Raw genomic sequence first — 21,910 nt, forward strand, 5'->3', positions numbered from 1 at the left:
TATCGGCGGGCCGGACCTGGACCTTAGGGCGCATCTGAGGGATCACGGCGAGGCTGCGGCGAGGTCGAGGTTTCGTGTCGCAAGGGGGATTCGCGTCCGCCTGCAGGCGGGCGATTGCCGCCTGCTAGTCACGCACCGCGTCATCGGCGCCGGCGAGGGCGAGTTGAGCGAGACGAACGCGGGCGGCGCCTGTGCTTTTGATCATTGCGCCGAAGGACGGGACCGTTGCGGGGGAAGGCCAGCCGGACTGGTCCCAGACCGAGCCGCGCCTGAAGGACTGGCCGCAGTGCAGGAAGAGCTCGTCGACCTCGAGGATCACGCCGAGCGGGGCGTCGGTGAAGTCGGGGTCGCGGTGCAGGGAGGCGTGCCCGTTGACGCGGAGGGTCTCGTCGCGGCCCGGGACGATGAAGAGCATGCCGATCTGGGGGCACTGCAGGATGTTGCGGAAGCTGTCGAGGCGGCGGTTGCCGGGGCGGTCGCCGAACGCGAGGCGCTTCTCGTCGAGGACCGTGATGGCGCCGGGGGTCTCGCCGCGGGGTGAGACGTCGACCGTGCCGTCGGCCGCCGTCGTGGCGAGCAGGAAGAACGTGGCAGCGCTCAGGAAGCGGGCGCTCTCCTCGTCGATGACCGTGATCGCCTTGTCGCGCAGCTCGGGGTGCGGGTGGTCGATGACCTCTCGCAGCTGCTCCTCGGTGGTGATCCTCATCAGCTGACTCCTCCGGTGCGGTGCCGTCCGATGGGGACGATCATGGGGGTACGCGAGACGGGGTCCGGAACCACCTGGCAGCGCATGTCGAACACGTCCTCGACGACCTGTTCGGTGAGGACCACGCCCGGATCACCCGCGGCGACGATCGCGCCGTCCTTCATCACGACGAGGTGGTCGGCGTAGCGGCAGGCGAGGTTCAGCTCGTGCAGCACCATCACCACGGTCGCGCCCTCGGACTCGTTGAGATCGGTGAGCAGGTCGAGAACCTCCACCTGGTGGCTCAGGTCCAGGTAGGTGGTGGGTTCGTCGAGGAGCAGGATGCCCGTACGCTGCGCGAGCGCCATGGCGATCCACACGCGCTGCCGCTGCCCGCCGGAGAGCTCGTCGACCGACCGCGCGGCGAGCTCCAGCGTGCCGGTGGCCGTCAGAGCCGCCGTGACCGCGGCGTCGTCCTCGGCCGTCCAACGCCGGAAGTAGCCCTGATGCGGGTGCCTGCCCCGGCTCACCAGGTCGGCGACGGTGATGCCGTCCGGCGCGATCGGGCCCTGCGGCAGGATGCCGAGTTTGAGCGCGACGTCCTTGCTCGGCGTCGAGTGGATCGATCTGCCGTCGAGCAGCACGCTCCCCGAGGAGGCCGGCAGCAGCCGTGCGAGGCCGCGCAGGAACGTCGACTTCCCGCAGGCGTTCGGCCCCACGATGACGGTGACCTTGCCGGCCGGGATCTCGAGGGTCAGGTTGTCGACGACGTGCCGGTCGCCGTAGCCGAGGGAGAGTTCCTCGGCTCGCAGGGTGGACGGTGCGGGCACGGTCAAGCTCCTCGTCCGGTTCGATTGGCCGTGGCTAGCAGCCAAAGCAGGTAGGGCGCGCCGATGATGCCGGTGACGACGCCGACCGGGAACTGGGTCGCGCCGAGCAGGTGTGATCCGATGAAGTCGCCGGCGAGCACGATCGCCGCGCCCACGAGCCCGGCCGGGAGCAGCACCGGGCGTCCGCCGCCGACCATCCGCGCGGCGATCGGCCCGGACATGAACGCGATGTACGAGATCGGGCCGGCCGCCGCGGTCGCCGTGCCCGCCAGGCAGACGCCGACGATCAGCAGAAGCAGGCGGCCGCGTTCGACGTGCAGGCCGAGGCCGCGGGCCACGTCGTCGCCGAGCTGCAGCCCGGTCAGCGGCCGCCCGAGCAGCAACGCACCCGGCACGAGGACCAGCGAGGCAATCGCCAGCGGAACCACGTTGTCCCAGGTGCGCCCGTTGAGGCTGCCGGCGAGCCAGATCAGCGCCTCCTGCGCCGCCCGCACGTCGGCGCGGGTCAGCAGGAACGAGGTCAGACCGGCCATGGCCGCGCCGATCCCGATGCCGACGAGCACGAACCGGTAGCCGCCGACGCTGCCGCCACGCCAGGCGAACAGGTAGATGATCATTGCGGTGACCAGCGCGCCGCCGAGGGCGACCAGCGAGAGCACCGGGCCGCTGGTGGAGAGCACCACGATGGACAGTACGGCTGCCGTGGTCGCGCCCGAGGTGACGCCGATGACGTCGGGACTGGCCAGCGGGTTGCGCAGCAGTTGCTGGAAGATCGCCCCGGCGAGCCCGAACGACACCCCGGCGAGCACGCCGACGAGCGCCCGGGGCAGCCGCAGCGTCTGCACGATGTAGTCGACCTGCGGCGGCGTCGGCTGTCCGAGCAGGGACCGGACGACGTCGGGCAGTGAGACCTGGAAAGACCCGTAGGACAGGCTCAGCGCGAAGAGCGCGACGACGGCAACCGCAAGACCGATCGTGACGGTACGCGCGCGGCGCGATTCGTGGCGGCGGGTTGCCGCGACGACGCTCACAGCTCCGCCAACCGGCGCCGGCGTGCGAGGGCCACGAAGATGGGTGCGCCGATGATCGCGGTGAGCACGCCGACCTGGACCTCACCGGGCTGGGCGATCACCCGCCCGAGAACATCGGCGAGAAGCAGGAGCAAAGGCGCGAGAAGCATGGAGTACGGCAGCAGCCAGCGGTGATCCGGCCCCGTGATGATCCGGGCGACGTGCGGGACGACGAGCCCGACGAAGACCAGCGGGCCGGCCATCGCGGTCGCCGTGCCGCAGAGGATCACGACGGCGGCCGCGGCGACGAGCCGGGCGACGCCGATGTTCTGGCCCAGCGAGGTCGCCACGTCGTCGCCGAGCGCGAGGGCGTTGAGCAGCCGCGCCGAGGCGAGGGCGATCACCACGCCGACGATCAGGAACGGCGTGCCCTGCTTCGCGATGTCCATCCCCCGGCCGGCCAGCGAACCGACCTGCCAGAACCGGAACTGGTCGTAGGTCTGCACATCGGTGACCAGCACCGCCGTGGTGAACGAGAGCAGAGCCGCGGTCAGCGCGGTGCCGGCGATGGCCAGCTTGACGGGGGTGGCACCGCCGCGGCCCATCGAGCCGATCGTGTAGACCACCACGGACGCCAGCGCGGCACCCGCGAAGCCGAACCAGACGTAGCCGGTGAGGCTGGTGACGCCGAAGACGCTGATGCCGACGACCACGAAGAGCCCGGCGCCGGCGTTGACCCCGAGGATGCCCGGGTCGGCCAGCGGGTTACGGGTCACCGCCTGGATGATCGCGCCGGCGAGGCCCAGGGCGAGCCCGGCGAGCAGGCCGATCAGGGTGCGCGGGATGCGTACCTCGGTGACGATGAGGCTGTCGCGGACCGAGTCGTCGGGGTGCACGAGCGCCTCCAGCACCGTGCCGAACGGCACGTGCTGGGAACCGACGGCGAGGCTGAGCAACGCCGCACCGGCGAGGGCCGCCGCGAGCACCACGAGACCTGTGGTGAGCGCGACGGCCCGGCGGACGCGGGTGTCCGGCATGGTTGGTCAGCCGGCCAGCGCGGCGGCGAGCAGCGGCGGAACCTTGTCCAGGGCGTACTTCAGGCCCAGCACGGAGTTGCTGGAGAACGCGGTCGAGATGCCGTTGTCGTCCAGGTAGACGACGTGACCGGCCTTGACCGACGGCACGGCCTGCAGCAGCTTGTCGCTCTTCACGTCGGCAGCGGTCACGCCGATCATGAAGACCGTCGTGAGGTCGGCGTCGAGCAGGCTGACCTTCTCCTGCGACAGCGGGATGAAGAAGCTGTCGGCCTTGAGCGCCTCGACCGCGGGTGCGTCCTTGAAGCCGAGCTTCTGCAGGAAGTCGACCCGGCCGTCACCGCTGACGTAGGCGCCCCAGCCCGTGCCGGACTTCACGCCCGCGCTCACGGTCTTGTCCTTGAACTGCGGGTTCGCGGCGGCAACCGAGGCGAACTGCGCCTCCAGGTCGCTCTTGAGCTTGGCGGCCTCGGCGGTCTTGCCCAGCGCCTTGCTCACCAGGTCGAGCTGCTGCTCCCAGGTGGTCTTGTACGCCTCGCCACCCTTGGGGATGTCGACGACCGGCACGCCGAGCGCGTTGATCTGGTCGTAGCGCGCCTTGTCACCGCTCGCGCGGGTGTCGAGGATCAGGTCGGGCTTGAGCGCCGCGATCTTCTCCATGTCGAGCTCCAGGGTGCCGACCTTCTCGGGCGGGGTCGTGTACTTGCCCTGGTTCCAGACGCCCTGGCCGTCGCCCTCGAAGGCCATCCAGTTGGCATCGCCCACCGGCTGCACGCCGAGCGCGAGCGCCACCTCGGCGTCGCTCCAGCCCAGGGTCACCACCCGGGTCGGCTGCTTCGGGATGGTCACATCACCGAACGCGGTGGTGACGGTGACCGGGAACTGGTCCCCGGCGGCGGACGAGGACGCAGCCGGAGCAGCGCTGTCGTCCTCCTCCGTGCCGGTCGTCGTGCACGCGCTCAGGGTCACGGCGGCCGCAACGGCGGCGAGCAGCACCCGGCGCCCTCGGTTGGGAACGAAACGCATATGTGATGACTCCGTGGTCTTGAAAGGTTTGCCTTACCTAACAATGCCTACCACTTGATCACCAAGTCGATGCGGAAAAGGTCACACAGGAAGCCCTTCCGCCCTCGCGAGCTTCCCAAAATACGCGTCAAGGCAGCACGCTCAGTAACTGACCGCGTCGTGACCAGCTCTTCCAGTGCCCTCCCGGGCATCGACGATGGAGTGACCGACACTGCGAAGTTCTTTGCCGATATGTACGCCGTCCGCGCCCTGCCCATCGCGGCGGCGCTCATCTGGCTCGCACTGCGCGGCTAGCGCCGGGACCGGCCCGACCCGGCCTGATCCGATGCTGCTGGCCGGCCGGGGGCGCTCATCGGCGAGCGCCCCCGGCGTTGATCAGCGGAAGACGGAGACCGCGACCAGCGCGGAATCCGGGCCGGCGACGAGCGGCCACGCCTGGCAGCCCGCGTCCGGAAACAGCAGCTCGGCATCACCCTCGACAACCGCGATGCCCCGGGCTTCGGCGTCCTGGCGGACCTCGGACCACGATCGCCCGAGCACCGCCATCCCCTCGATCAGGGGCACGGTCGGGTCGGTGGCCGTCACTCGCACGACGGTGTCCGCGCTGTCGTACAGCACGACCATGCGTACCTCCAGGAATTTGTCCTGGCTCGCGCCGCCCATCTCGGCGGTGCTCGCAAAACCAGGGCCGAGCAGGGCACGCACCTGCTCTCTGCCGGCACCCAGCTCAGGACCGCCGTCGAAGCCCCGGCCGGCCTCGACCGGGAACTCTCCTTCCGGGTCCGTGTCCGGGTCGTCCGCGGGGAAGAAGTCGACGGCCGACGGACCGGCGGAGCCGGCGGATACCAGCAGCGAGTGGAATGTCTCTTCCTTCACCTCGCCGAGGGTCACGCCGAGCTCTGCCAGCGTCCAGTCGCCGTCCTGCTGCGTCGCGACGACGCCCCCCGCCTGGAGTTCGGCAAGGACCTCCTGAGCGGGCCGCCCGAGCAACCGGACACCCCGCAGGACCGGATCCGCCCATCTGGTTGCCTCGACCGACCGCAGCCGGTCATCCGTCCCGAACGTCAGGAACAGGCCCGCCTCGGCGTAATAGTCCAGGGCCGTCAGGGAGTGCGGCGCGCGGCGGAACGTCTCGCGCTGCTCCCCCATGACCCGCCGGGTGTCGGCCCGCGACATGCCGAACCTCAGGCCGCCGACACTTTCGAGAGGTTGTACGTCCTGCACTGGTCCTCCGTCACAGTTTGCCAATGGCCTTCAGGTAGTCGATGAACTCGTCGTAGTGGTCCATCATCTCGTCGACAGCGGCATCGTACTTTCCGTTCGGGAACAGCATTTTGATGTTTTCGAGGTCCATCCGCATGGCCTTCGCGAAGTAACCCCGCTTGATCCAGTAGATCTGCTCCGCGCGATGTTGTTTGCCGGCGTGGCTGCTGCCCCAGCTCTCGGTCTTGACGTGGTCGGCCTCGTCCATCTGGATGGCCAAACCGTTCGACTCCGCCTGGGATTCGGTCAGGCCGAACGCCTCCATCAGGGCCTGCTTCGCCGGCATGTGGTTGATCTCGGTGCCGGTGACATTGTTGCCGGTGAGCGGGTCCTTGAGGTTTTTGTAAAGGCCGCCCTTGTAGACGTGCCCGGCCGGCGCCCGCCCGCATTTCGGGGCGTTGTGGACCAGCACCCACTCGTCGCCCGCCTGCACGTAATAGGTGTGCAGATCGGCGACGGTCAGGTTGTACATGGTCTCGCTGCCCGTAAAGGTGCGGACCGTGTCCACCTGCGCGCCGTCACCGTCGGAGGTCGAGAGGGCCGTACCCGGAGCCAGGTCTCCGGCCTCGACCCACTGCCCGGCTGCCGCGTCCCAGAACGGGTGATGACCGGTGGTGTGCACCACCGCGACCGGCCCGGACTTCTCCCGGACGGTCAGGTCCGCCAGTTCGGTGTCGTCGCTCTCGATCAGGCCGACAACCGGCGCCGACGTTCCGGCACGCGCCACGGGGTCGGTGGCACGCACCCGGTCCCCGAGCCCGATCTGCGCGATCGGCTTGCTCGCGCCGCCGTCCAGCAGCACCCGCGTACCGGCCGAGAAGCTGTTGGGCACCGCCCCGCTAACGAGGGAGCAGGCAAGGACAACGTCCAGGTTGATCCGGTTCAGATCGGCGGCGTCGAGCCGTTTCTGCGCGATTTCGGCGGACTTGCCCGCGTCGTACAGGACCTTCAGGTTTCGGAACGTGACGCTCGTGAGCTTGACCAGCCCCTTGAACAGGATGGTCTGCAGGATGTTCTCGCCGAAGTTGAGCAGGGTGTCGGCGAGCGTCTGGTCGCCCTTGATGAACTTGTAGAGGTTCAGACCGGTGTCGGCGACGCCGAGGATCTCCCCCACGGCCATCCCGCAGACGATGGTGATCACGCAGATGGCGCCGAGGGCCACCACCCCTGGCAGCATGACCGCCGTGATGCCCTGGATGCCGAGGGTGGCGAAGTCCTGCATGGTCATCCACCGGAATTCCGGGTTCAGGACCGTGTGCAGGCAGTTCTGGTAGAACTGGCTCTGCATCCCCTGCGGGTAGAACGTGTCGCAGTAGGCCTCGTTCTGGTACGCACGCTGCGCCATCTCCTGCGGGTCGGCGATCAGGTTCGCCACGCAGGCCCGTGCCGTGCCGCCGGTGGTGCCGAGCCAGAACTGCTCGAAGTTGGTCGTGCTCGCCTTCGTGTACTGCTGGACGCAGTTCGAGATCTCGGCGTTGCGCTGACCGAGGTATTCCTTGCGGGCCGCGTCGCCGGCTGCCTGGGCCGCCTTGGCGTCGGCTCCCGCGTCGGCGGCTGACTTCTTCGCCTGGTCGGCCCACTTCTTGGCTTCGGCCGCGACCTTCACGGCGTACTCGTGCAGGCTGGTGGCCCACGTCGCGGCGCGGGTCGCGGTACGGGCGGACTGGTTGGCGGCTACGGCAGCACCCTTCGCCGTGGCCGCCGACTTCGCTGCCTGGCTCGCCGAGGTAGCCGCCTTGCTGGCCCAGGCACTGGCGCTGGTCGCGTAGTCGGCTGCCTTGGCGGCGGAGGCGATCGCCTGAGTGGCGTACTCACTCGCCTTGGTGGCATCACCGCGGGCTTTGGCCGCCGCGGACTGCGCCTCCTGGGCGTGCTGCACCGCGATCGTGCCGACTTCGTTGATCTTCTCGAGCAGACCGCCCACAACCGAAAGGTGCACCGCGGTGTCGTAATCGCGTTCGGCTGCCGTGTACTGGCCGGTCCGCAGGAATTCCGGCAGGTTGATGGCCGGGCTCTCCAGCGCCACCTGCGCGGCGGCCTTGACCTCCGCGCCGGTGTCCACATTGGCGATCAGCTGGTTGACCTGGACCCGGTCGTCGATCGCCGAGGCGGTGTACTGGCCCTTGTCCAGGAAGTCGCGCAACGCCTGCAGGGTGCCGGTGTCCAGCGCTGTCTGCGCTCGCTGCACGGTCACCGTCCGCGAGGCCGTGCGCGCAGCCGACAGGATCTGGTTGACCTTCAGCCGGTCCTGGGTGAACCGGCCCGAGTAGTTCTGCGTCCGAAGAAACTCCGCCACCTGCGCGTCGGTGCCGGCGAGCGCCGTGAGCGCCGCGGTTGCCAGCGCGGCATTGTCGGTGGAGCCGGCGAGGTCGGCCACCGCGACCCGGTTGTCCTGCACCGCGGCGGCGGCGAGACCGGTCCGCACAAACGCCAGCGCCCCGGTGTCGTCCGCCTGCAACGCCTCCAGCGCGGCCGCGCGGGTCGCCTCGGCGTCGCTCGAACCCAGAGCCAGTGCGACCTTGCGGGCGTCGACCACCGCGAGGGCGGGATCGGTGAGCGGGCTCTGCGCCTCGGCGATCAGCCGCTGGGTCTCGGCATCCCGCTTGGCGGCCTGCTCGACGTCCCAGTCGGCCTGGGTCGCGAGCGCTTCGTACGTGGTGCTGGCGTCCCGGGCGCTCTCGAGAGCGGCGTCCGTGGCGACCGCGAGCCGCTCGGTGTCGGCCGCACGCGCCGCCGTGTACACGGCGAGGGCATCGTTGCCCAGCTGCACGACCTTGGTCGCCGCAGCCTCCGCGGCCTTCGCGTAGTTCGTCGCGTTGGTCGCGGCCTGCGCGGCGTCCACAGCGTGATCCGCTGCGTCCTGCGCGGCAGCCGCGGCGGCTCGCGCATCGGCTGCGGCTGCCTTGGCCGCATCGCGCGCGGCGAACGCGTTGGTGATCGCGACCTGCAGGTACTTCTGCGCCGCGGCTGCTGCCCGGGTCGCCCGTTCGGCGTTCGCGCGGGCCAGCTTCGCCGCGGCTCGAGCCTCGGCGGCGTCGGCGCCGGCGTCCTGTGCGTACTCCTGTGCGTCGTCATTCGCGTCCGCGGCGGCCGTCGACTGCTTGGCCGCGTCGGTCGCGTAGTCGAGGGCGAGCTTGGCGTTGGCGAGTGCCTCACCGGCCTTCCCTGCCTTGTCCGCCAGGGCGTCGGCGGTCCTGGCGATCGCGGCGGCCGCCTCCGCGGCCTTGCGCGCCTCGCCGGTCTTCGTCCGGTCGTAAGCCGCTGCCGCCGCTGCGGTGTAGGCCTTCGAGGCGGCCGAGGCTGCCTGTGCCGCTGCCCGCGACACGCGCTGCGCCGCCGCTGTCGCGACCTGCGCCGCCCGATCGGCAGCACCGGCCGCGTCGATCGCGACCTGGGCCGACGCGGCTGCCTTGCGCGCTGCCGCTGCTGCCCGCTTGGCGTGCGCCGCCGCCTTGGCCGCGTTGCTCTTCGCGCTCGCCGTGGCCGCGGCGGCCTCCTGCGCGGAGCGGCGAGCCGCGTTCGCCCCGTCGGAGGCCCGCTTCGCCTGATCCTGGGTGTTCTTCGTCTCCCGCTCGACCGTCGTCTCGGCCTGTTCCGCCTGTTCCAGCAGGCTTACCAGCGACGCGGTCTCGTCGTCGTGCGCCGACGCGACGTCCCAGCCGTAGGTCAGGAACTGATCGAGGGCCTCTGCCGAACCGTTGTCGAGGGCCTTCTGGGCGGCCGCCTTGACCTCGGTCCCGCCGGTGGCCTGCACCTGGTTGACCTGCAGCCGCAGGTCGGTCTGCCACTGGGTCTGCCAGCCTGAGTCGAGGAACTCCTGCAGCACCACCGGGTCCTCGGAGTCCAGAGCGACCTGAGCCGCCTCCTGGACCTGCGCGCCGCCGCTGGCCTTGACCTGGTCCACCCGCAGTCGCAGGTCAATGTTCTCCGAGGCGTCCCGGCCGGTATTCAGGAACGTGGCCAGCGCTGTCGTGTCCCCGCCGTCGGCGGCCGTGAGAGCCTGCTGGGCAGCTGCCCGCACCGCGGGCCCGCCATCACCGATCGCGGCTTCCACGGCGTCGCGCTGGTCGAGGGTCTGCGCCTGGCTCAGCCCGGAGCCCAGGAAGTCCCGGACCTGGTCGTCGGTCCCGGTCAGGGCGATCTCGGCCTCGGCGCGCAGCTGTAGGCCGCCGCTCTGCCAGGCCTGGACGACCAGGGACCGGTCGGCCAGGACGGCGGGGGTGGTGTCATCGGCCGACGCGGGCGCGGCACGTAGTAGTCCGGGAAGCAGCGCGACGGCCGTCAGTGCGGCCAGCGTCGCGCGGACTTGTTTGGAATGCACGTCATCTCCATGGAGGAAGAGCAACGGGTCGAAGCAGTACGCGGGCGGACGGCAACCCGTCCGCCCGCGTACCGGTCAATCGCGAAGAGACGCCGGATCAGCCCTTGGCCGTCAGACGCAGCAGGATGGTCGGCGGGTTGTCGGGCGAGGCGCCGAGGCCGACCTGCGTGCTGCCGGCCGGGTCGACGTCGACCGAGAGCTCGTCGCCCTCGTCGGTCGTCAGGTCCGCGGTGACCTCGTGCCCGGTCCCGGACCGCTGGCCGTCGCCGCGGATCTCGTACACGCCGGGTACCTCGAGGTCGAGGCGGCCGGGGGCGCCCAGCACCTTGAAACAGACCCGGCCCACGCCGTCCGCGCCGATCGTCTCGTCGGTCGTGTAGACCTTGAGCAGCCCGATGTCACCGTCGGCCGCCGTCGCGCAGTTGATGGCGACGATGTGGCCGTCACCCGACAGCAGCTTGACGTTCTGGTCGGCGAGCAGCTTCGCGGCCCCCGGGTAGGCGAAGTTCTCGGCCAGAGCGGCACCGGTCGCCGTCTCCGTACCCGTGGGTGTCGTCGTGTAGAGGCTCTGCACCTCGGCCGGGGTCAGTGCACCCTGGATCGCGCGCACCTCGTCGACACTGCCCGGCCAGAAGTAACCGTTCGCCGCGACCCAGCGACCGCCGCCGATGGTCAGCCGGGAGCCGGCGTGCCACACGGTGGTCAGGGCCGTGCTCCCCGCGGGGGCACCGTTCACGTACAGCGTGATCTTGTTGTTGTTCGCGTCGTACACCCCGGTGAGGTGCGCCCAGGTGCCGACGGTCGGCCCGCTGGCGGCGGTCACGGAGACGAGCGTGCCACCGGAGTCGGAGTCGGCGCTGTGCGTCCAGAAGGTCCACTTGTTCGTGGAGCTCTTGCCCAGCCCGAACATGGTCGTACGCGTACCGTCCTGCGCCACCGCGTTGGTGTAACCGGTGCTCAGCTTGTCGGCCCGCACCCACGCGGAGACCGTGAACGACTGGTCGGTACGCAGCACCGGTGCACTCGTCGCCAGCACCTGGTCAGCGCCGTTGAACAGCGCCGAATCCCGGACCCGGCCGTCGGTGTAGTCCACGTCGCCGGCGGCGGACAGGCGCCGCTCGAAGCCGGAGCTGTCCACACCGGTGTCCTGGAGGCTCCACCGACCGGCGCCGATGCCCGCCTGCGCGCCGAGCTCAGTCGCGGCCAGCGCCCGGTTCCAGATCTTGACGCTGGAGAGGTCACCGGCCCAGTAGTAGCCGCCTGTGCCGGCGTACAGGCCACGGCCGATGTTGACAGTACCGGTGGCGTTCCAGGGGGCACTGGTCATGGTGGCCGAACCCGCGGCGACGCCGTTGACGTAGAGCGTCAGCTTGCGGTCCGCGGCGGTGAACACCCCGGCCAGGTGCGCCCACGAGCCCACCTTCGGCCCGGTGGTAGCGACGACCTCGACCAGGCCACCGCCGTTGTCCGAGTCGGTCGGGTGCACCCAGAAGACCCACTTGTTACCCGAGCTCTTGCCCAGGCCGAAGACGCTGGTACGCGTCCCGTTGGCAGCCACAGCGTTGGTGTAACCGGTGCTCAGGGCGCTCACCCGCACCCAGGCCGAGACCGAGTAATCGGCTGCCGTGTTGACCACCGCGGCACCAGTAGCCGCGTAGTCGTTGACGCCGTCGAAACGGACCGCGGTGTCACCACCGAGGACCGGTCCTGCCTGCCCGAGCGTCGCCCCGGAAACCGTTGCGGGGTGGGCGGTTCCGGCAGTCGTGCTGTCGGCCAGGGCGGTGCCGGAGGTCTCCCGCAGGTCCCAGCGGCCGGCCGGTTGATCCTGCGCGACGCTCTGCTGCACCCAGGTGGCGAGGTCGTCGACCCGGAGCTCCTCGGCGGTGTTTCCGGTCGCGGTCTCGCCGAAGCATCCGGACTGCCCGGAGGTGGTGCTGACGCCGGCCAGGCGCACGCCGTCGGCGCTCTCGGTGAAGGCCGGGGCGCCCGCGTCTCCGCGGCAGGCGGCGGCCGCTGCGCTCGTCACCGTGAAGCCGGTGGCCGAGGTCGTCGCGACGGTGAACTGCGCGCTCTGCAGCGCCCCCGGGATCCAGGCGGTTGTGGTCCTGCCGTATCCGGCGACCCGGACCGTGGCGTCGGTGGCCGGCTGGGCGGTGGCCAGGGCGACCGGCGTGATCCCCGTGACCGGACTCGCGAACCGCACCAGGGCGACTCCGCGGGAGGCGTGCGGCACTACGCGTACGACTGAACGGACCTGACCGCCGCTGCCAGCGAGCTCAGTGCGCCCGAGCATCGCGGTGATCGGCACCGTGGGACGCCCGGTGGCGACCGGGGTGCTGCCTGTTCCGAGGCACTCGGTGGCGGTGATCGCCCACTCGGGCGCGATCAGCGCGCCGCTGCAGGTCTGGATGCCGTCCCCTACGTCGAGCTTGACGACGAACGGGTACGCACCCGTGGCCGCGGCCTCGCCACCGGCGACTGCGAACGCCGGCGTGGCCGCAGCGGCGACTGTGGACGCCGCGATCAACACCGCGCCCGCAAGTCGCAGCCGGGCGGCCCCGCGCCGCCCAGAATTGTGCTCCATCGTGTTCCCATCTCGGCCCCGTGCCGCCCGCCGGGCCGGGATCAACCCGGTCGGACGGATGCGCCGTATCTATACGGAGAGACACCGGCAAATATCGTTCGGTGTCAACGCCAAGATCGTCAGGGACGTCGATGAATGCGGGATTAATAGCGGTAATACACAGCCAAAATTAAACCTCGGAACGTTCCATAAGCGTGACACCCAGCAACGGGAACTTCCAGCTCTGCACCGTCCGGTAGTGCTCACCGATCCGGCGCCGCTTGGCGGGCGTCATATCCTTGAGCGGGTCCGTGGAGTTGTCCACGCGGATGACCCAGATGCGCGGTGGGGTGCCAAGGCAGGCAGCGCCCGGGCACTCCCGGGCCAGCAACCGCCCGCTGGTTCGCGGTGCCGCTACCCGCAGCACGTCAGGCGGGCGGGGAGCGGGCAGATAGCGCTCATAGATGTCGCGGGCGGCCCAGGGGATGCTCGGGTGCGTGTCGGGGAAGACCACGACATCCCCGGCCCGGTATCGCGGGCCGATCACCGAGGCGATCTTCGCGGAGTCCTCGGCGTGGCCGGATGACGTGCGGAATTCAAGCTGCACCGGCCAGGAGAACAACAGGGCCAGGACGATCACCAGGGTTGCCGGGACCTTACCGGCCCGCAGGGCGCCCAGGCCGCCGAGCACCGCCAGCGGACCGATCGCGATCATGACGTAGCGGCCGACCCACAGCGGGGTCTGGGTGCCGACGATCAGCAACAGCGCCGGTGGCACGAACCCCGCGCCTGCGAGCACCACGGCCGCCAGGCTGCGACCCGTCCCGAGGACGGCCAGCACCAGCAGGATGCCCCCGACCGCGGCCGAGGCGAACACGTTCTGCGGCAACCCCTGCAGGCTGTCGACAGTAGCGAGCGGGATCCAGGAGATCTGTGCGCTCTGCCGGGTCCCCCACCAGGCGAGGACCAGCGCCGGGACGCTACCCGCAAACGCGGCGCCGAGCCACAGCACGGCCGACCGGCGGTTCCTCGAATCCACCCGCAGTTGCAGGCACCCGATCGCCGTCGCATGGCCCGCCACCATGAGCAGACCACCGAGCGGGTGCAGAAGTCCGGTGGCTGCCACCGACGCCGCATATCCGATCGCCCGCAGCACACCCGGAGCTTCCACCAGGCGGACCAGGCACAGCACCGCGAGCACGGCGAAGAACATCGCCAGGGCGTACGGGCGAGCCTCCTGGCCGTACCGGGATGTCGCCGGAACAAGCGCGAAGAGCAACCCGGCAACCAGACCCGCCGGAACACCACCGATCCGGCGCCCGAGCGCGGTGACGACAACCGTGGCGCCGACAATCGCCAGCGCCGACGGCAGCCGCAACGCCGCGGAGCCGGTCCCGGCCAGCGTGCACCAGGCCTTCAGCGCCGCGTAGTACGGCGCCACGACTGCGTCGACCGTGCCGGACAACTGCCACAGCTGCGCCCAGGACAGCCGGACCGCACCCCAGGTGGCCAGCTCGTCCGCCCAGAGCGACGCGCCGGTCAGCCGCCATCCGGCAAGCCCCGCCGCGGTCAGCGCCGGAACCGCCCAGATCAGCACCGCGGCGAGGGAAACCCCGCTGCGGACCGGATCCACAGGCTCTTGCTGGGCGGGGATCAGCCGAGGTGAGGTGTCGAGGTGGGAACTGATGGCGCACTCCCGGGGGGACGTGGTCTTGAACCACGAGAGCCTAGGCGGCCCGGGGCCGGCCTCGATGACGCTCAACCGAACAATCGATGACCATCCCGAGCCGGCGGCTGACCGGATCCGCTGCTTTTAGTAGCGGGTGGGCGGGAACGGGTTGTCCTTGGTCAGCGGGGCCGTTTCGCCTTCTGCTTCCTGGCGGGCGGTGACGCTTTGGATGTCCTGGTAGGTCGGGTCGGCGGTGGGGTCGACGAGGGGGTCTTCGTCGGTGGCCGGTGGGATGTCGTTCGGGTCGTACGGGTCGATTCCCGCTTCGACGCGTTCGGCTTCGGTGCGGCGGGCCAGTTCGTTGTCGTCGAGGTGGGCCGGCGCTCCGCCGTGGAAGCGGCGGTCGCGGTCGCCTTCGGCGGCTTCGGTGTTGAGTGGTTCGGTGGCCATGGGTGCCTCCCGGAAGGGTTTGTCGCTTGGTCGGCAGTTACCCGTCGTGCGCGGGGAGCAACCGTGCCGGCGGTGAGACGCGCGCCTCCCCGACGTGGTCGGGAGCCGGTGGGGTGGGTGCCAGGGGGAGGCGGACGGTGAAGGTGGCGCCCGCGCCGGGGTCGCTTTCCGCGGTGATGGTGCCGCCGTGGCTGGTGACGACTTCGCGGAGCAGAGCCAGGCCGAGGCCGAAACGGCGATCGTTCGCGCCCGCGCCGCGGTGGAAGCGGTCGAAGAGGCGGGCGGCGTCGGCCGGGTCGAAGCCGGGGCCGGTGTCGGCGACGATGAGTTCGACGCGGTTGCGGGGGGCGGGGCGGACGGTCATGGTGATGCGGCCGCCCGGTGGGGTGTGGGTCAGGGCGTTGGCCAGCAGTTCGTCGGCGACGCGGCGCAGTGCTGATTCGATGCCCGCTACGCAGAGTTCGGTGCCGGGGGCGTCCAGGTGTATGTCGAGGTCGCGGCCGGATGCTGCGGCGACCGACTGGGTGGCGATGCGGACCAGGTCGACCGGGGCGCTGGGTGGCAGGTCGTCGGGGGATGCGGCGAGCCGGGCCGAGAGCAGGAGTTCGTCGACGATCTCGCCGAGGCGGCGGGTGGTGCCGATCAGCCGGTCGAGGTCGCGGCGGTCGGCGTCGGTTCCGCCGGTCCGCGCCCGGCGGGCCAGAACCTGCGCGCGGGTGTGCACCTGGGCGATCGGCGTCCGCAGCTCGTGGCTCGCGTCCGCGACGAACCGGCGCTGGCGGCCGAGCGCCTCCGCGAGGGGCGCGACCGCACGGCTGCCGACCAGAATGCCCGTGAGCACGGCTGCCGCGAGTCCGGCCGCGGCGGCGAGGACGAACGCCATCAGCAGGTGACGCCGGTCGGAGATCTGGAAACGCGCGTCGAAGACCGCCTGGACCACGCTCGCGCCGCGGGGCTGGGTGCGCACGTAATAGGTGGTCCCGTTGCGGCTCACCTCGGTCGTGGTCGCCGCGCGGGTGGCCGCGACGGTGTCGATCTCGCTGACCAGGGGGAAGCCGGGTGGCGGGGGACGGTCACCGGTGTCGAGTGCGCTCCCGTCGTACAGAAAGATCCAGCTGCAGCCCGGCGGCCCGGCGGTGGTCCCGTTGGTCGCGCCGTAACTCAGCTCGCGTTCGATCTGATTTTCCTGGCTGTGCAGCAGCGCGGTGTAGGCGATCGTGCCGGCGAGGGCCAGCAGCGCGCTGATCGCGAGACCGACGAACAGCCCGATCCGCAGCCGGGTCCGCCGGACGATCTGATCCTCGAAGTTCACAGGGACCCCAGCCGGTAGCCGAGCCCGTGCACGGTCTGGATGACCGACCGGCCGAGCTTGCGGCGCAGGTAGTAGACGTAGGTGTCGACGATCGACGCGGCGGCGGCCTCGTCGAAGACCCGGCTGCGCAGCTCGGCGCGGGAATGCACCGCGTTGGGCCGCGCCGCGACGACCCGCAGCAACTCGAACTCGCGTGCGGACAACGCGATCCGGGTGCCGTCGGGCAGCACGGCGTCACGCAACGAGAGGTCGAGCAGCCCGGCACCGACCCGCAGGGCATCGGTCGAGTCGGTCGTACGCCGGCACAGCGCCCGGATCCGCGCGCTCAACTCGTCGAGGTCGAACGGTTTCACCAAGTAGTCGTCGGCGCCCGCGTCGAGCCCGGCGATCCGGTCGTCGACCGTGCCGAGCGCCGTCAGCATCAGCGCACGGGCCGCGACCGCCTTCGATCTCAGTCGGGTGACGAGGTCGAGCCCGTCGAGCGCGGGCAGGCGGCGATCGATGACCATGACGTCATACGTCCTGGTCAGACCGAGGTGCAGACCGCGCTGGCCGTCCGGGGCCTGGTCGACGAGGTAGCCCTCGTCGACCAGCGTCTCGGACACCATGCCGCGCAGGTCGTGGTCGTCCTCGACCAAGAGCAACCGGTGCATATATCGACAATCTCATATGGACTGGGTGGCGTGACCAGTGAAACTTGTCTCTTCAACAGAAGTTGCGGAGGGCCGCTCGATCCAGGAGAGCAGCGGCGTGGTCATCAGCGTGGTGATCAGGGCGACCAGGACGAGCACGGTGAAGAGCGACGAGTTCACGATCCCCGCCTCGAGCCCGACGTTGAGCGCGATCAGTTGCATCAGCCCGCGGGCGTTCATCAGCGCGCCGACGCGCAACGCCACCCCGTTGGGCTCGCCCCGCAGCCGGGCCGCCGCCCAGCAGGCACCGAACTTCCCGGCGATCGCCAGCGCCACGCAGGCCGCCGCGAAGAGCAGCACCGACGGATTGCCGAGCAGCCCGAACTCGGTCCGCAGCCCGGAGTACGTGAAGAACAGCGGCAGGAACACGGTCGCGGCGATCGGGGTCAGCGTGTCGACGACCTTGTCGGTGCGTTCCGAGGTGGGCATGACCACCCCGACGGCGAACGCGCCGAACACCGCGTAGAGGCCGATCTCGTCGGTGTACCAGGCGACCAGGAACAGCAGCGTCACCGTGGCCAGCAGCCGTACCCGCTCATCGGCGACAGCCATCAACCGGGCGGTGATCCGGCCCCCGCCCAGCCACAGCACGAGCCCGAAGAGGATGGCGCCACCGGCCGTCACGAACGCCGGGCCCACCTTGCCGGACGCGAACGCGAGAACCACGGCGAGCAGGATCCAGGCGACCAGGTCGTCGATGGCACCGCTGGCCAGCGCGAGCGAGCCGTGCCGGGTGCCGGCCTGCCCACGCTCGGTGATGATCCGGGCGAGCATGGGGAACGCGGTGATCGCCAGCGCCACCCCGACGAAGGCCGCCGAGATGCCGACCGGGACGCCGTCGGCCTGGATCGGGACGGCGCCGGAGGTGACCAGCACCAGCAGGATGCCGAGCACGAGGGGTGCGGTGACCCCGGCCAGCGAGACCACGCCCGCGGTGCCGGCCAGGTTGGTGGTGCGGTGGGCCTTGAAGGCGTACCCGGCCTGGAACATGAAGAGGACGAGTCCCACCTGGCCGACCACGTAGAGGATCGGCAGCAGTGCCGGCGGGAAGAGCGCGGCCTGCGCGCCGGGGAAGAGTAGACCGAGCAGCGACGGGCCGAGCAGGACGCCGGCGAGCATCTCGCTCACCACCGCGGGCTGACCGATCTTGGCCAGCAGCCAGGACACCAGCTTGCAGAACAGCAGGATGACAGCGACCGCGATGAAGAACCGCGGGGCCAGCTCAGTCGGTTTCACTGCCGGACCTCCGAGAAGTAGGTGGCGCACAGGCGCAGGCGACGGGCGTCGAGAACCATCCAGGTGCCGAGCACGAGCTGTTTCAGCGAGCGGCCCACGTCGGCCACGCGGTCGCGGCGCCGCAGCCGGGCGAGCTGGGCCGGGCGGGGGCCGGGAACACCGGGCGGGGTCAGGAAGGCCGGGCCCCGGTTGGGCAGGGAACGGGTGTGCGCCACCGAGGACGCGAGGGCGAAGTGCCGCAGCACCTCGCGGGTGACGCCCCGCATCATCACCGGGGCCGAGCCCCGCGCCGGGCACGCCCGGTTGGCCGTCACGCCGAACGGGATGAAGTGCGCGTCCTTGCGCTTGAGCGTCAGCCACCGATCGGGGTTGAAGTCGTCGTCCGCTGCGGGCCCGGAGCGCTGGTAGGCGAGGTAGTTGAAGAGCAGCACGGATCCGGTGGGAAGCGTGACGTGCTCGTCGACCACGATCGGTGCGGACGTGATCCGGTGGGCGATCCCGAACAGCGGATGCACCCGCAACGTCTCGTCGATCAGCCGGTCGAGGGAGTCGTCGTCCGTGGGAGAGGAGTCGGCGGGGAAAGCGGAGGAAGCGCACAGCAACACGTGGGCCATCGCCTCGGACATCTGCACCACGGCCGTGTTGAAGAACGCGCCCTGCAGGTACCACGCCGTTTCCAGGTCGGTGAACGACGACGGCAAGGTCACCGGGCAGGTGCCGTCGGCAAGCCGCCCGAGCAGGTACCGCGTGAGTTTGTCGCGGCGGGACATGTGGCGCAGGCTGAGGCCCTTCAACGCGGTCACGACGTCGGACGCGTTCGCCACGATCAGGTCGCGCACCGCACGCGGGCACGGTTCCTGGAAGACCAGTTCGTAGTAGACCTCCGCCCAGATCGGCATCATCAGGTCGCGCAGGCGCACGAGGCTGGTCCGGTCGGACGGGAGCGCCGACAGGATCCGCCGGGCCGCCGCGGCGGCGAGCTCGTCCGAGCGTTCGTGCGGGATCGCGAGGACCTGCCGGGTCGTGCGGGCAACCGTCTTGTACCGCTCGCCGGGCTCCAGGTGTTCCTGGTGCATCTGCGGGCCGGGCGCGAGCCAGTACCAGAACAGGTCGGAGAGTCCCGCGCCACGGCTGCGTCCGTCGGCCGCCGGGTCCGAGTAGACCCGCTCGAAGTGCTCGACACCGACCAGCGGCCCCGGCACCGGAATCCCCTCGTGCCCGTTGACCTTCTCGAAGATCCATTCGCGCAGGCGGATCACCGGACTCATGCCACCACCAGGTCCGGAGTGAGGTCGGCCAGGCGTTTCGCCCCGGCCAGTGCCATGGCGTGGTCCAGCTCGCCGGTCAGGTCTCGCAATTTTTTCAGTACGCCCGGAGCGCCGCCCGCCGCCAGCCCCCACACCACCGGCCGCCCGACGAGCACGGCGTCAGCGCCGAGAGCCAGCGCGACCAGCACATCGACACCCCGCCGGATACCCCCGTCGACCAGCACCGGGATCCGCCCGCCGACCGCGTCGACCACCCGGGGCAGCGCGTCCACAGTGGCCACCGCGCCGTCGAGCTGCCGGCCGCCGTGGTTGGAGACGATCAGCCCGTCGACGCCGTGCTCGACCGCGAGCCGCGCGTCGGCCGGGTGCAGGACGCCCTTGAGCAGGATCGGCAGCCCGGTGGTCCCGCGCAGCCAGGCGATCCGGTCCCAGCCCAGGGTCGCGTCCATCTCGATCGACCGGACCTTGCCCTCGGCGTCGCGCAGGTTCTCGCAGGCCAGCCCATCGGGCAGGTCGAGGAAGCCGTTGCGCAGGTCCCGCTCGCGGCGGCCGAAGACCGGCGAGTCGACCGTCACCACCAGCGCCCGGCAGCCCGCCGCCTCGGCCCGCTTGATGACCGCCGCGGTGAAGGCCAGGTCGGACTGCGGGTAGAGCTGGAACCAGAGCGGTCCGCCCGCAGCGGCGATCTCCTCGATCGGCTGGGTGGCGGCCATGCTGACGACCATCACCGTGCCCGCCCCGGCCGCGCCCCGGGCGGTGGCCGCCTCGCCGTCCGGGTGCGCGAGCTTGTGGAAGGCCGTCGGCGCGACCAGGACCGGCGTTGCCAGCTCGGTGCCGAACAGGGTGAGCCGCAGGTCCCGGTCGCCGGTGGCACGAAGGACCCGCGGGACGATGCGGAGCCGCTCGTACGCCGCTTCGTTGGCGCGCAGCGTCCGCTCCTCTCCCGCACCGCCCGCGAAGAAGTCCTCGTGCACCGGATCCATGTCAGCCCTCAGAGCCGGCGAGGCACCGGGCCAGGAAATCGGCCAGCGGTTCGACATGCACCGCGGGCCGGTCCCACTGGTTCTCCAGGTTCTCGGCGAGATGGTGCGTGGCGACCACCGAACCCTCGCGGTGATAGCGGACCACCGGATGCAGGTACGCCGCATCGTGCGCCTGTCCGGGCACGTCCTGCGCGACCCGGGACACGGTGATGTCGAACGGGTCCACCTGATCGTGCTCGGGGCCGTACTCCAGCGTCACCACGAACGCGTGCTCGTAGTCGTGGTCGGCGGTGAAGAGCCCGGTCTGCGCGAAGTAGTCCACCGGGACTTCCTCGTGATAGCGCGCGTCGGATCCCGCGACGGTTACGACATCGGCGAGGACGGCGAACTGCTGCCACAGTGCCGAGGTCCGGTTCACGCGGGCGATGATCGCGTCGGTCAGGGCCTCGGGGGTGGCGTCCAGCTTTTCCGCGGGCCAGGCGCTCTGGGCGTACCGTCGCTCGAGAATCTTGTGGAGCGCACGCACCGCATAGCGGAACCCGTGGATGAAACCGCTGGTCGATTTCTTGAAGTCACGCTCCTGCGAGAGCGTGCCGGCGAAGAACAGGCCGGGCACGTTGATCGACTCCCACGCCTCGGTCTGTGCCGGGAAGCGGTCCCTGATCACCAGCTCGGGGCGACACGAATCGTCGAAGATCGACGCGTCGAAGCGGAAGCCGGTGCAGGCCAGCACCCGGTCGTAGTGCAGCTCCTTGATCACCTCGTTGACCCGGGAGAAGCTGAATGTGACCTTCAGCCCGTCGCCGTCGCGCTCGATGCTCTTGACGGTGCCGTCGAGGATCGCGTTGGCCGACTTCAGCTGGTACGTGTCGAGGAAGTTGTTGTTGACCGCACGCAGGTGCCCGACATAGTGGGTGCGCCACGCCATCCGCACCGAGCTCGGCCCGGCCAGGTGGATCAGCGTCGTCGTCTCCATCAGGCTGTCCGCGGTCTCGAACGCGGAGTTGCCCTTGCCGAGGATCAGGACCTTCTGGTCGAGATAGTCGCGCGGGTCGGTGGAGAACACGTCGTAGCCCTCGGCCAGCTCGAAGCCCGGGATGTCCGGCTCGACGGTCCTGGAGACACCGGTGGCGACGATGACGGCGCGCGCCTGCCAGCTGTCGTCGCCCGCCGTGACCACGAAGACGTCGTCCCGCTTGGCGACGTTCGTGACCCGGGTGTTGTAGCGGACCTTGGCGCCGGTCTTGGCCGCGAAGTCCGCGAGGTACTGCACCATCACGTCGGCGTCCGGGAAGTAGCGCTCGGTGTAGGACGTGAACCGCAGCGCCGGATCGTCGCTGAGCAGCGAGTTCCAGTCGAGCCGCAGGTTCAGCTCCGGATCGTCGGTGCCGGTGTGCGGCTTGTTGATGGAGATCAGTTGCCGATGTCGCGGATAGGTGGCGAAGAAGGCGCCCGGCGCGTCCGAACCCTCCAGCACCAGGTAGTCGCGCTTGCCGTCGGCCTCGAGCAGGGCGGCCAGCTGAAGTCCGGCCGGCCCGGCCCCGATGATCAGGTAATCAAGCGTCACG

Annotated in this window: 17 protein-coding genes; 1 reads left to right on the forward strand and 16 read right to left on the reverse strand. The window is 70.4% G+C overall.

Going from position 1 to position 21,910, the window contains the following annotated elements:
* Window positions 1-124 precede the first annotated feature (124 nt).
* From Aco04nite_RS06885 to Aco04nite_RS06905, 5 genes are read right to left on the reverse strand one after another with little or no spacing between them, the layout of a single operon-like run.
* Window positions 125-706, reverse strand: a complete 582-nt coding sequence (locus Aco04nite_RS06885) for an MSMEG_1061 family FMN-dependent PPOX-type flavoprotein (protein WP_212996319.1) — start codon at window positions 704-706, stop codon at window positions 125-127.
* Window positions 706-1,515, reverse strand: a complete 810-nt coding sequence (locus tag Aco04nite_RS06890) for an ABC transporter ATP-binding protein (RefSeq protein ID WP_438874898.1) — start codon at window positions 1,513-1,515, stop codon at window positions 706-708. Before Aco04nite_RS06890 ends, Aco04nite_RS06885 begins: the two co-directional genes overlap by 1 nt.
* 2 nt (window positions 1,516-1,517) lie before the next feature.
* Window positions 1,518-2,546 carry a FecCD family ABC transporter permease gene (locus tag Aco04nite_RS06895; RefSeq protein WP_212996321.1) on the reverse strand — a complete coding sequence of 343 codons (1,029 nt, stop codon included), beginning with the start codon at window positions 2,544-2,546 and terminating at the stop codon, window positions 1,518-1,520.
* The gene (locus Aco04nite_RS06900; RefSeq protein WP_212996322.1) at window positions 2,543-3,562 is read right to left on the reverse strand and encodes a FecCD family ABC transporter permease; all 1,020 of its coding nucleotides are present in this window, start codon (window positions 3,560-3,562) and stop codon (window positions 2,543-2,545) included. Before Aco04nite_RS06900 ends, Aco04nite_RS06895 begins: the two co-directional genes overlap by 4 nt.
* 6 nt (window positions 3,563-3,568) lie before the next feature.
* Window positions 3,569-4,585 carry an iron-siderophore ABC transporter substrate-binding protein gene (locus Aco04nite_RS06905; protein ID WP_212996323.1) on the reverse strand — a complete coding sequence of 339 codons (1,017 nt, stop codon included), beginning with the start codon at window positions 4,583-4,585 and terminating at the stop codon, window positions 3,569-3,571.
* Between the two features lie 159 nt (window positions 4,586-4,744).
* Here Aco04nite_RS06905 and Aco04nite_RS49525 point away from each other — a divergent pair, with 159 nt between their 5' ends.
* On the forward strand, window positions 4,745-4,879 hold the full coding sequence (locus Aco04nite_RS49525; RefSeq protein WP_280519311.1) for a hypothetical protein: 135 nt from the start codon (window positions 4,745-4,747) through the stop codon (window positions 4,877-4,879).
* 81 nt (window positions 4,880-4,960) lie between these two features.
* Here the strand turns inward: Aco04nite_RS49525 and Aco04nite_RS06910 are convergent, their stop codons facing one another.
* The 11 genes from Aco04nite_RS06910 to Aco04nite_RS06960 form a co-directional block, all read right to left on the reverse strand.
* A complete protein-coding gene (locus tag Aco04nite_RS06910) occupies window positions 4,961-5,809 on the reverse strand; it encodes a hypothetical protein (protein ID WP_212996324.1) in 849 nt (282 codons plus the stop codon).
* A 10-nt stretch (window positions 5,810-5,819) separates the two neighbouring features.
* Entirely contained in the window at window positions 5,820-10,169 is a 4,350-nt protein-coding gene (locus Aco04nite_RS06915; protein ID WP_212996325.1) for a polymorphic toxin-type HINT domain-containing protein, read from the reverse strand.
* A 97-nt stretch (window positions 10,170-10,266) separates the two neighbouring features.
* Window positions 10,267-12,753, reverse strand: a complete 2,487-nt coding sequence (locus tag Aco04nite_RS06920; protein ID WP_212996326.1) for a LamG-like jellyroll fold domain-containing protein — start codon at window positions 12,751-12,753, stop codon at window positions 10,267-10,269.
* Window positions 12,754-12,922: 169 nt separating this feature from the next.
* Window positions 12,923-14,494 carry a glycosyltransferase family 39 protein gene (locus tag Aco04nite_RS06925; RefSeq protein ID WP_212996327.1) on the reverse strand — a complete coding sequence of 524 codons (1,572 nt, stop codon included), beginning with the start codon at window positions 14,492-14,494 and terminating at the stop codon, window positions 12,923-12,925.
* Window positions 14,495-14,545: 51 nt separating this feature from the next.
* Entirely contained in the window at window positions 14,546-14,851 is a 306-nt protein-coding gene (locus Aco04nite_RS06930; protein WP_212996328.1) for a hypothetical protein, read from the reverse strand.
* Window positions 14,852-14,888: 37 nt separating this feature from the next.
* Window positions 14,889-16,163, reverse strand: coding sequence for a sensor histidine kinase (locus tag Aco04nite_RS06935; protein ID WP_212996329.1), 1,275 nt, complete (start codon window positions 16,161-16,163; stop codon window positions 14,889-14,891).
* A complete protein-coding gene (locus Aco04nite_RS06940) occupies window positions 16,160-16,816 on the reverse strand; it encodes a response regulator transcription factor (RefSeq protein WP_244875788.1) in 657 nt (218 codons plus the stop codon). The genes Aco04nite_RS06935 and Aco04nite_RS06940 overlap by 4 nt, the downstream gene beginning before the upstream one ends.
* A gap of 12 nt (window positions 16,817-16,828) precedes the next feature.
* Entirely contained in the window at window positions 16,829-18,091 is a 1,263-nt protein-coding gene (locus Aco04nite_RS06945; RefSeq protein WP_212996330.1) for a cation:proton antiporter, read from the reverse strand.
* On the reverse strand, window positions 18,088-19,359 hold the full coding sequence (locus Aco04nite_RS06950) for a cytochrome P450 (RefSeq protein ID WP_212996331.1): 1,272 nt from the start codon (window positions 19,357-19,359) through the stop codon (window positions 18,088-18,090). Before Aco04nite_RS06950 ends, Aco04nite_RS06945 begins: the two co-directional genes overlap by 4 nt.
* Window positions 19,356-20,342: an alpha-hydroxy acid oxidase gene (locus tag Aco04nite_RS06955; protein ID WP_212996332.1), complete on the reverse strand. Its 987-nt coding sequence runs from the start codon at window positions 20,340-20,342 to the stop codon at window positions 19,356-19,358. The genes Aco04nite_RS06950 and Aco04nite_RS06955 overlap by 4 nt, the downstream gene beginning before the upstream one ends.
* 1 nt (window position 20,343) lies before the next feature.
* Window positions 20,344-21,909, reverse strand: coding sequence for an FAD-dependent oxidoreductase (locus tag Aco04nite_RS06960; RefSeq protein ID WP_212996333.1), 1,566 nt, complete (start codon window positions 21,907-21,909; stop codon window positions 20,344-20,346).
* Between the last annotated feature and the right edge of the window lies 1 nt (window position 21,910).

Source organism: Winogradskya consettensis (assembly GCF_018332715.1).
Lineage (GTDB): Bacteria > Actinomycetota > Actinomycetes > Mycobacteriales > Micromonosporaceae > Actinoplanes > Actinoplanes consettensis.

Coding starts and splice junctions, on each gene's coding strand:
- Aco04nite_RS06885 (WP_212996319.1), bottom strand. CDS start 706: ATGAGGATCACCACCGAGGAGCAGCTGCGAGAGGTCATCGACCACCCG.
- Aco04nite_RS06900 (WP_212996322.1), bottom strand. CDS start 3,562: ATGCCGGACACCCGCGTCCGCCGGGCCGTCGCGCTCACCACAGGTCTC.
- Aco04nite_RS06905 (WP_212996323.1), bottom strand. CDS start 4,585: ATGCGTTTCGTTCCCAACCGAGGGCGCCGGGTGCTGCTCGCCGCCGTT.
- Aco04nite_RS06920 (WP_212996326.1), bottom strand. CDS start 12,753: ATGGAGCACAATTCTGGGCGGCGCGGGGCCGCCCGGCTGCGACTTGCG.
- Aco04nite_RS06930 (WP_212996328.1), bottom strand. CDS start 14,851: ATGGCCACCGAACCACTCAACACCGAAGCCGCCGAAGGCGACCGCGAC.
- Aco04nite_RS06940 (WP_244875788.1), bottom strand. CDS start 16,816: ATGCACCGGTTGCTCTTGGTCGAGGACGACCACGACCTGCGCGGCATG.
- Aco04nite_RS06950 (WP_212996331.1), bottom strand. CDS start 19,359: ATGAGTCCGGTGATCCGCCTGCGCGAATGGATCTTCGAGAAGGTCAAC.
- Aco04nite_RS06955 (WP_212996332.1), bottom strand. CDS start 20,342: ATGGATCCGGTGCACGAGGACTTCTTCGCGGGCGGTGCGGGAGAGGAG.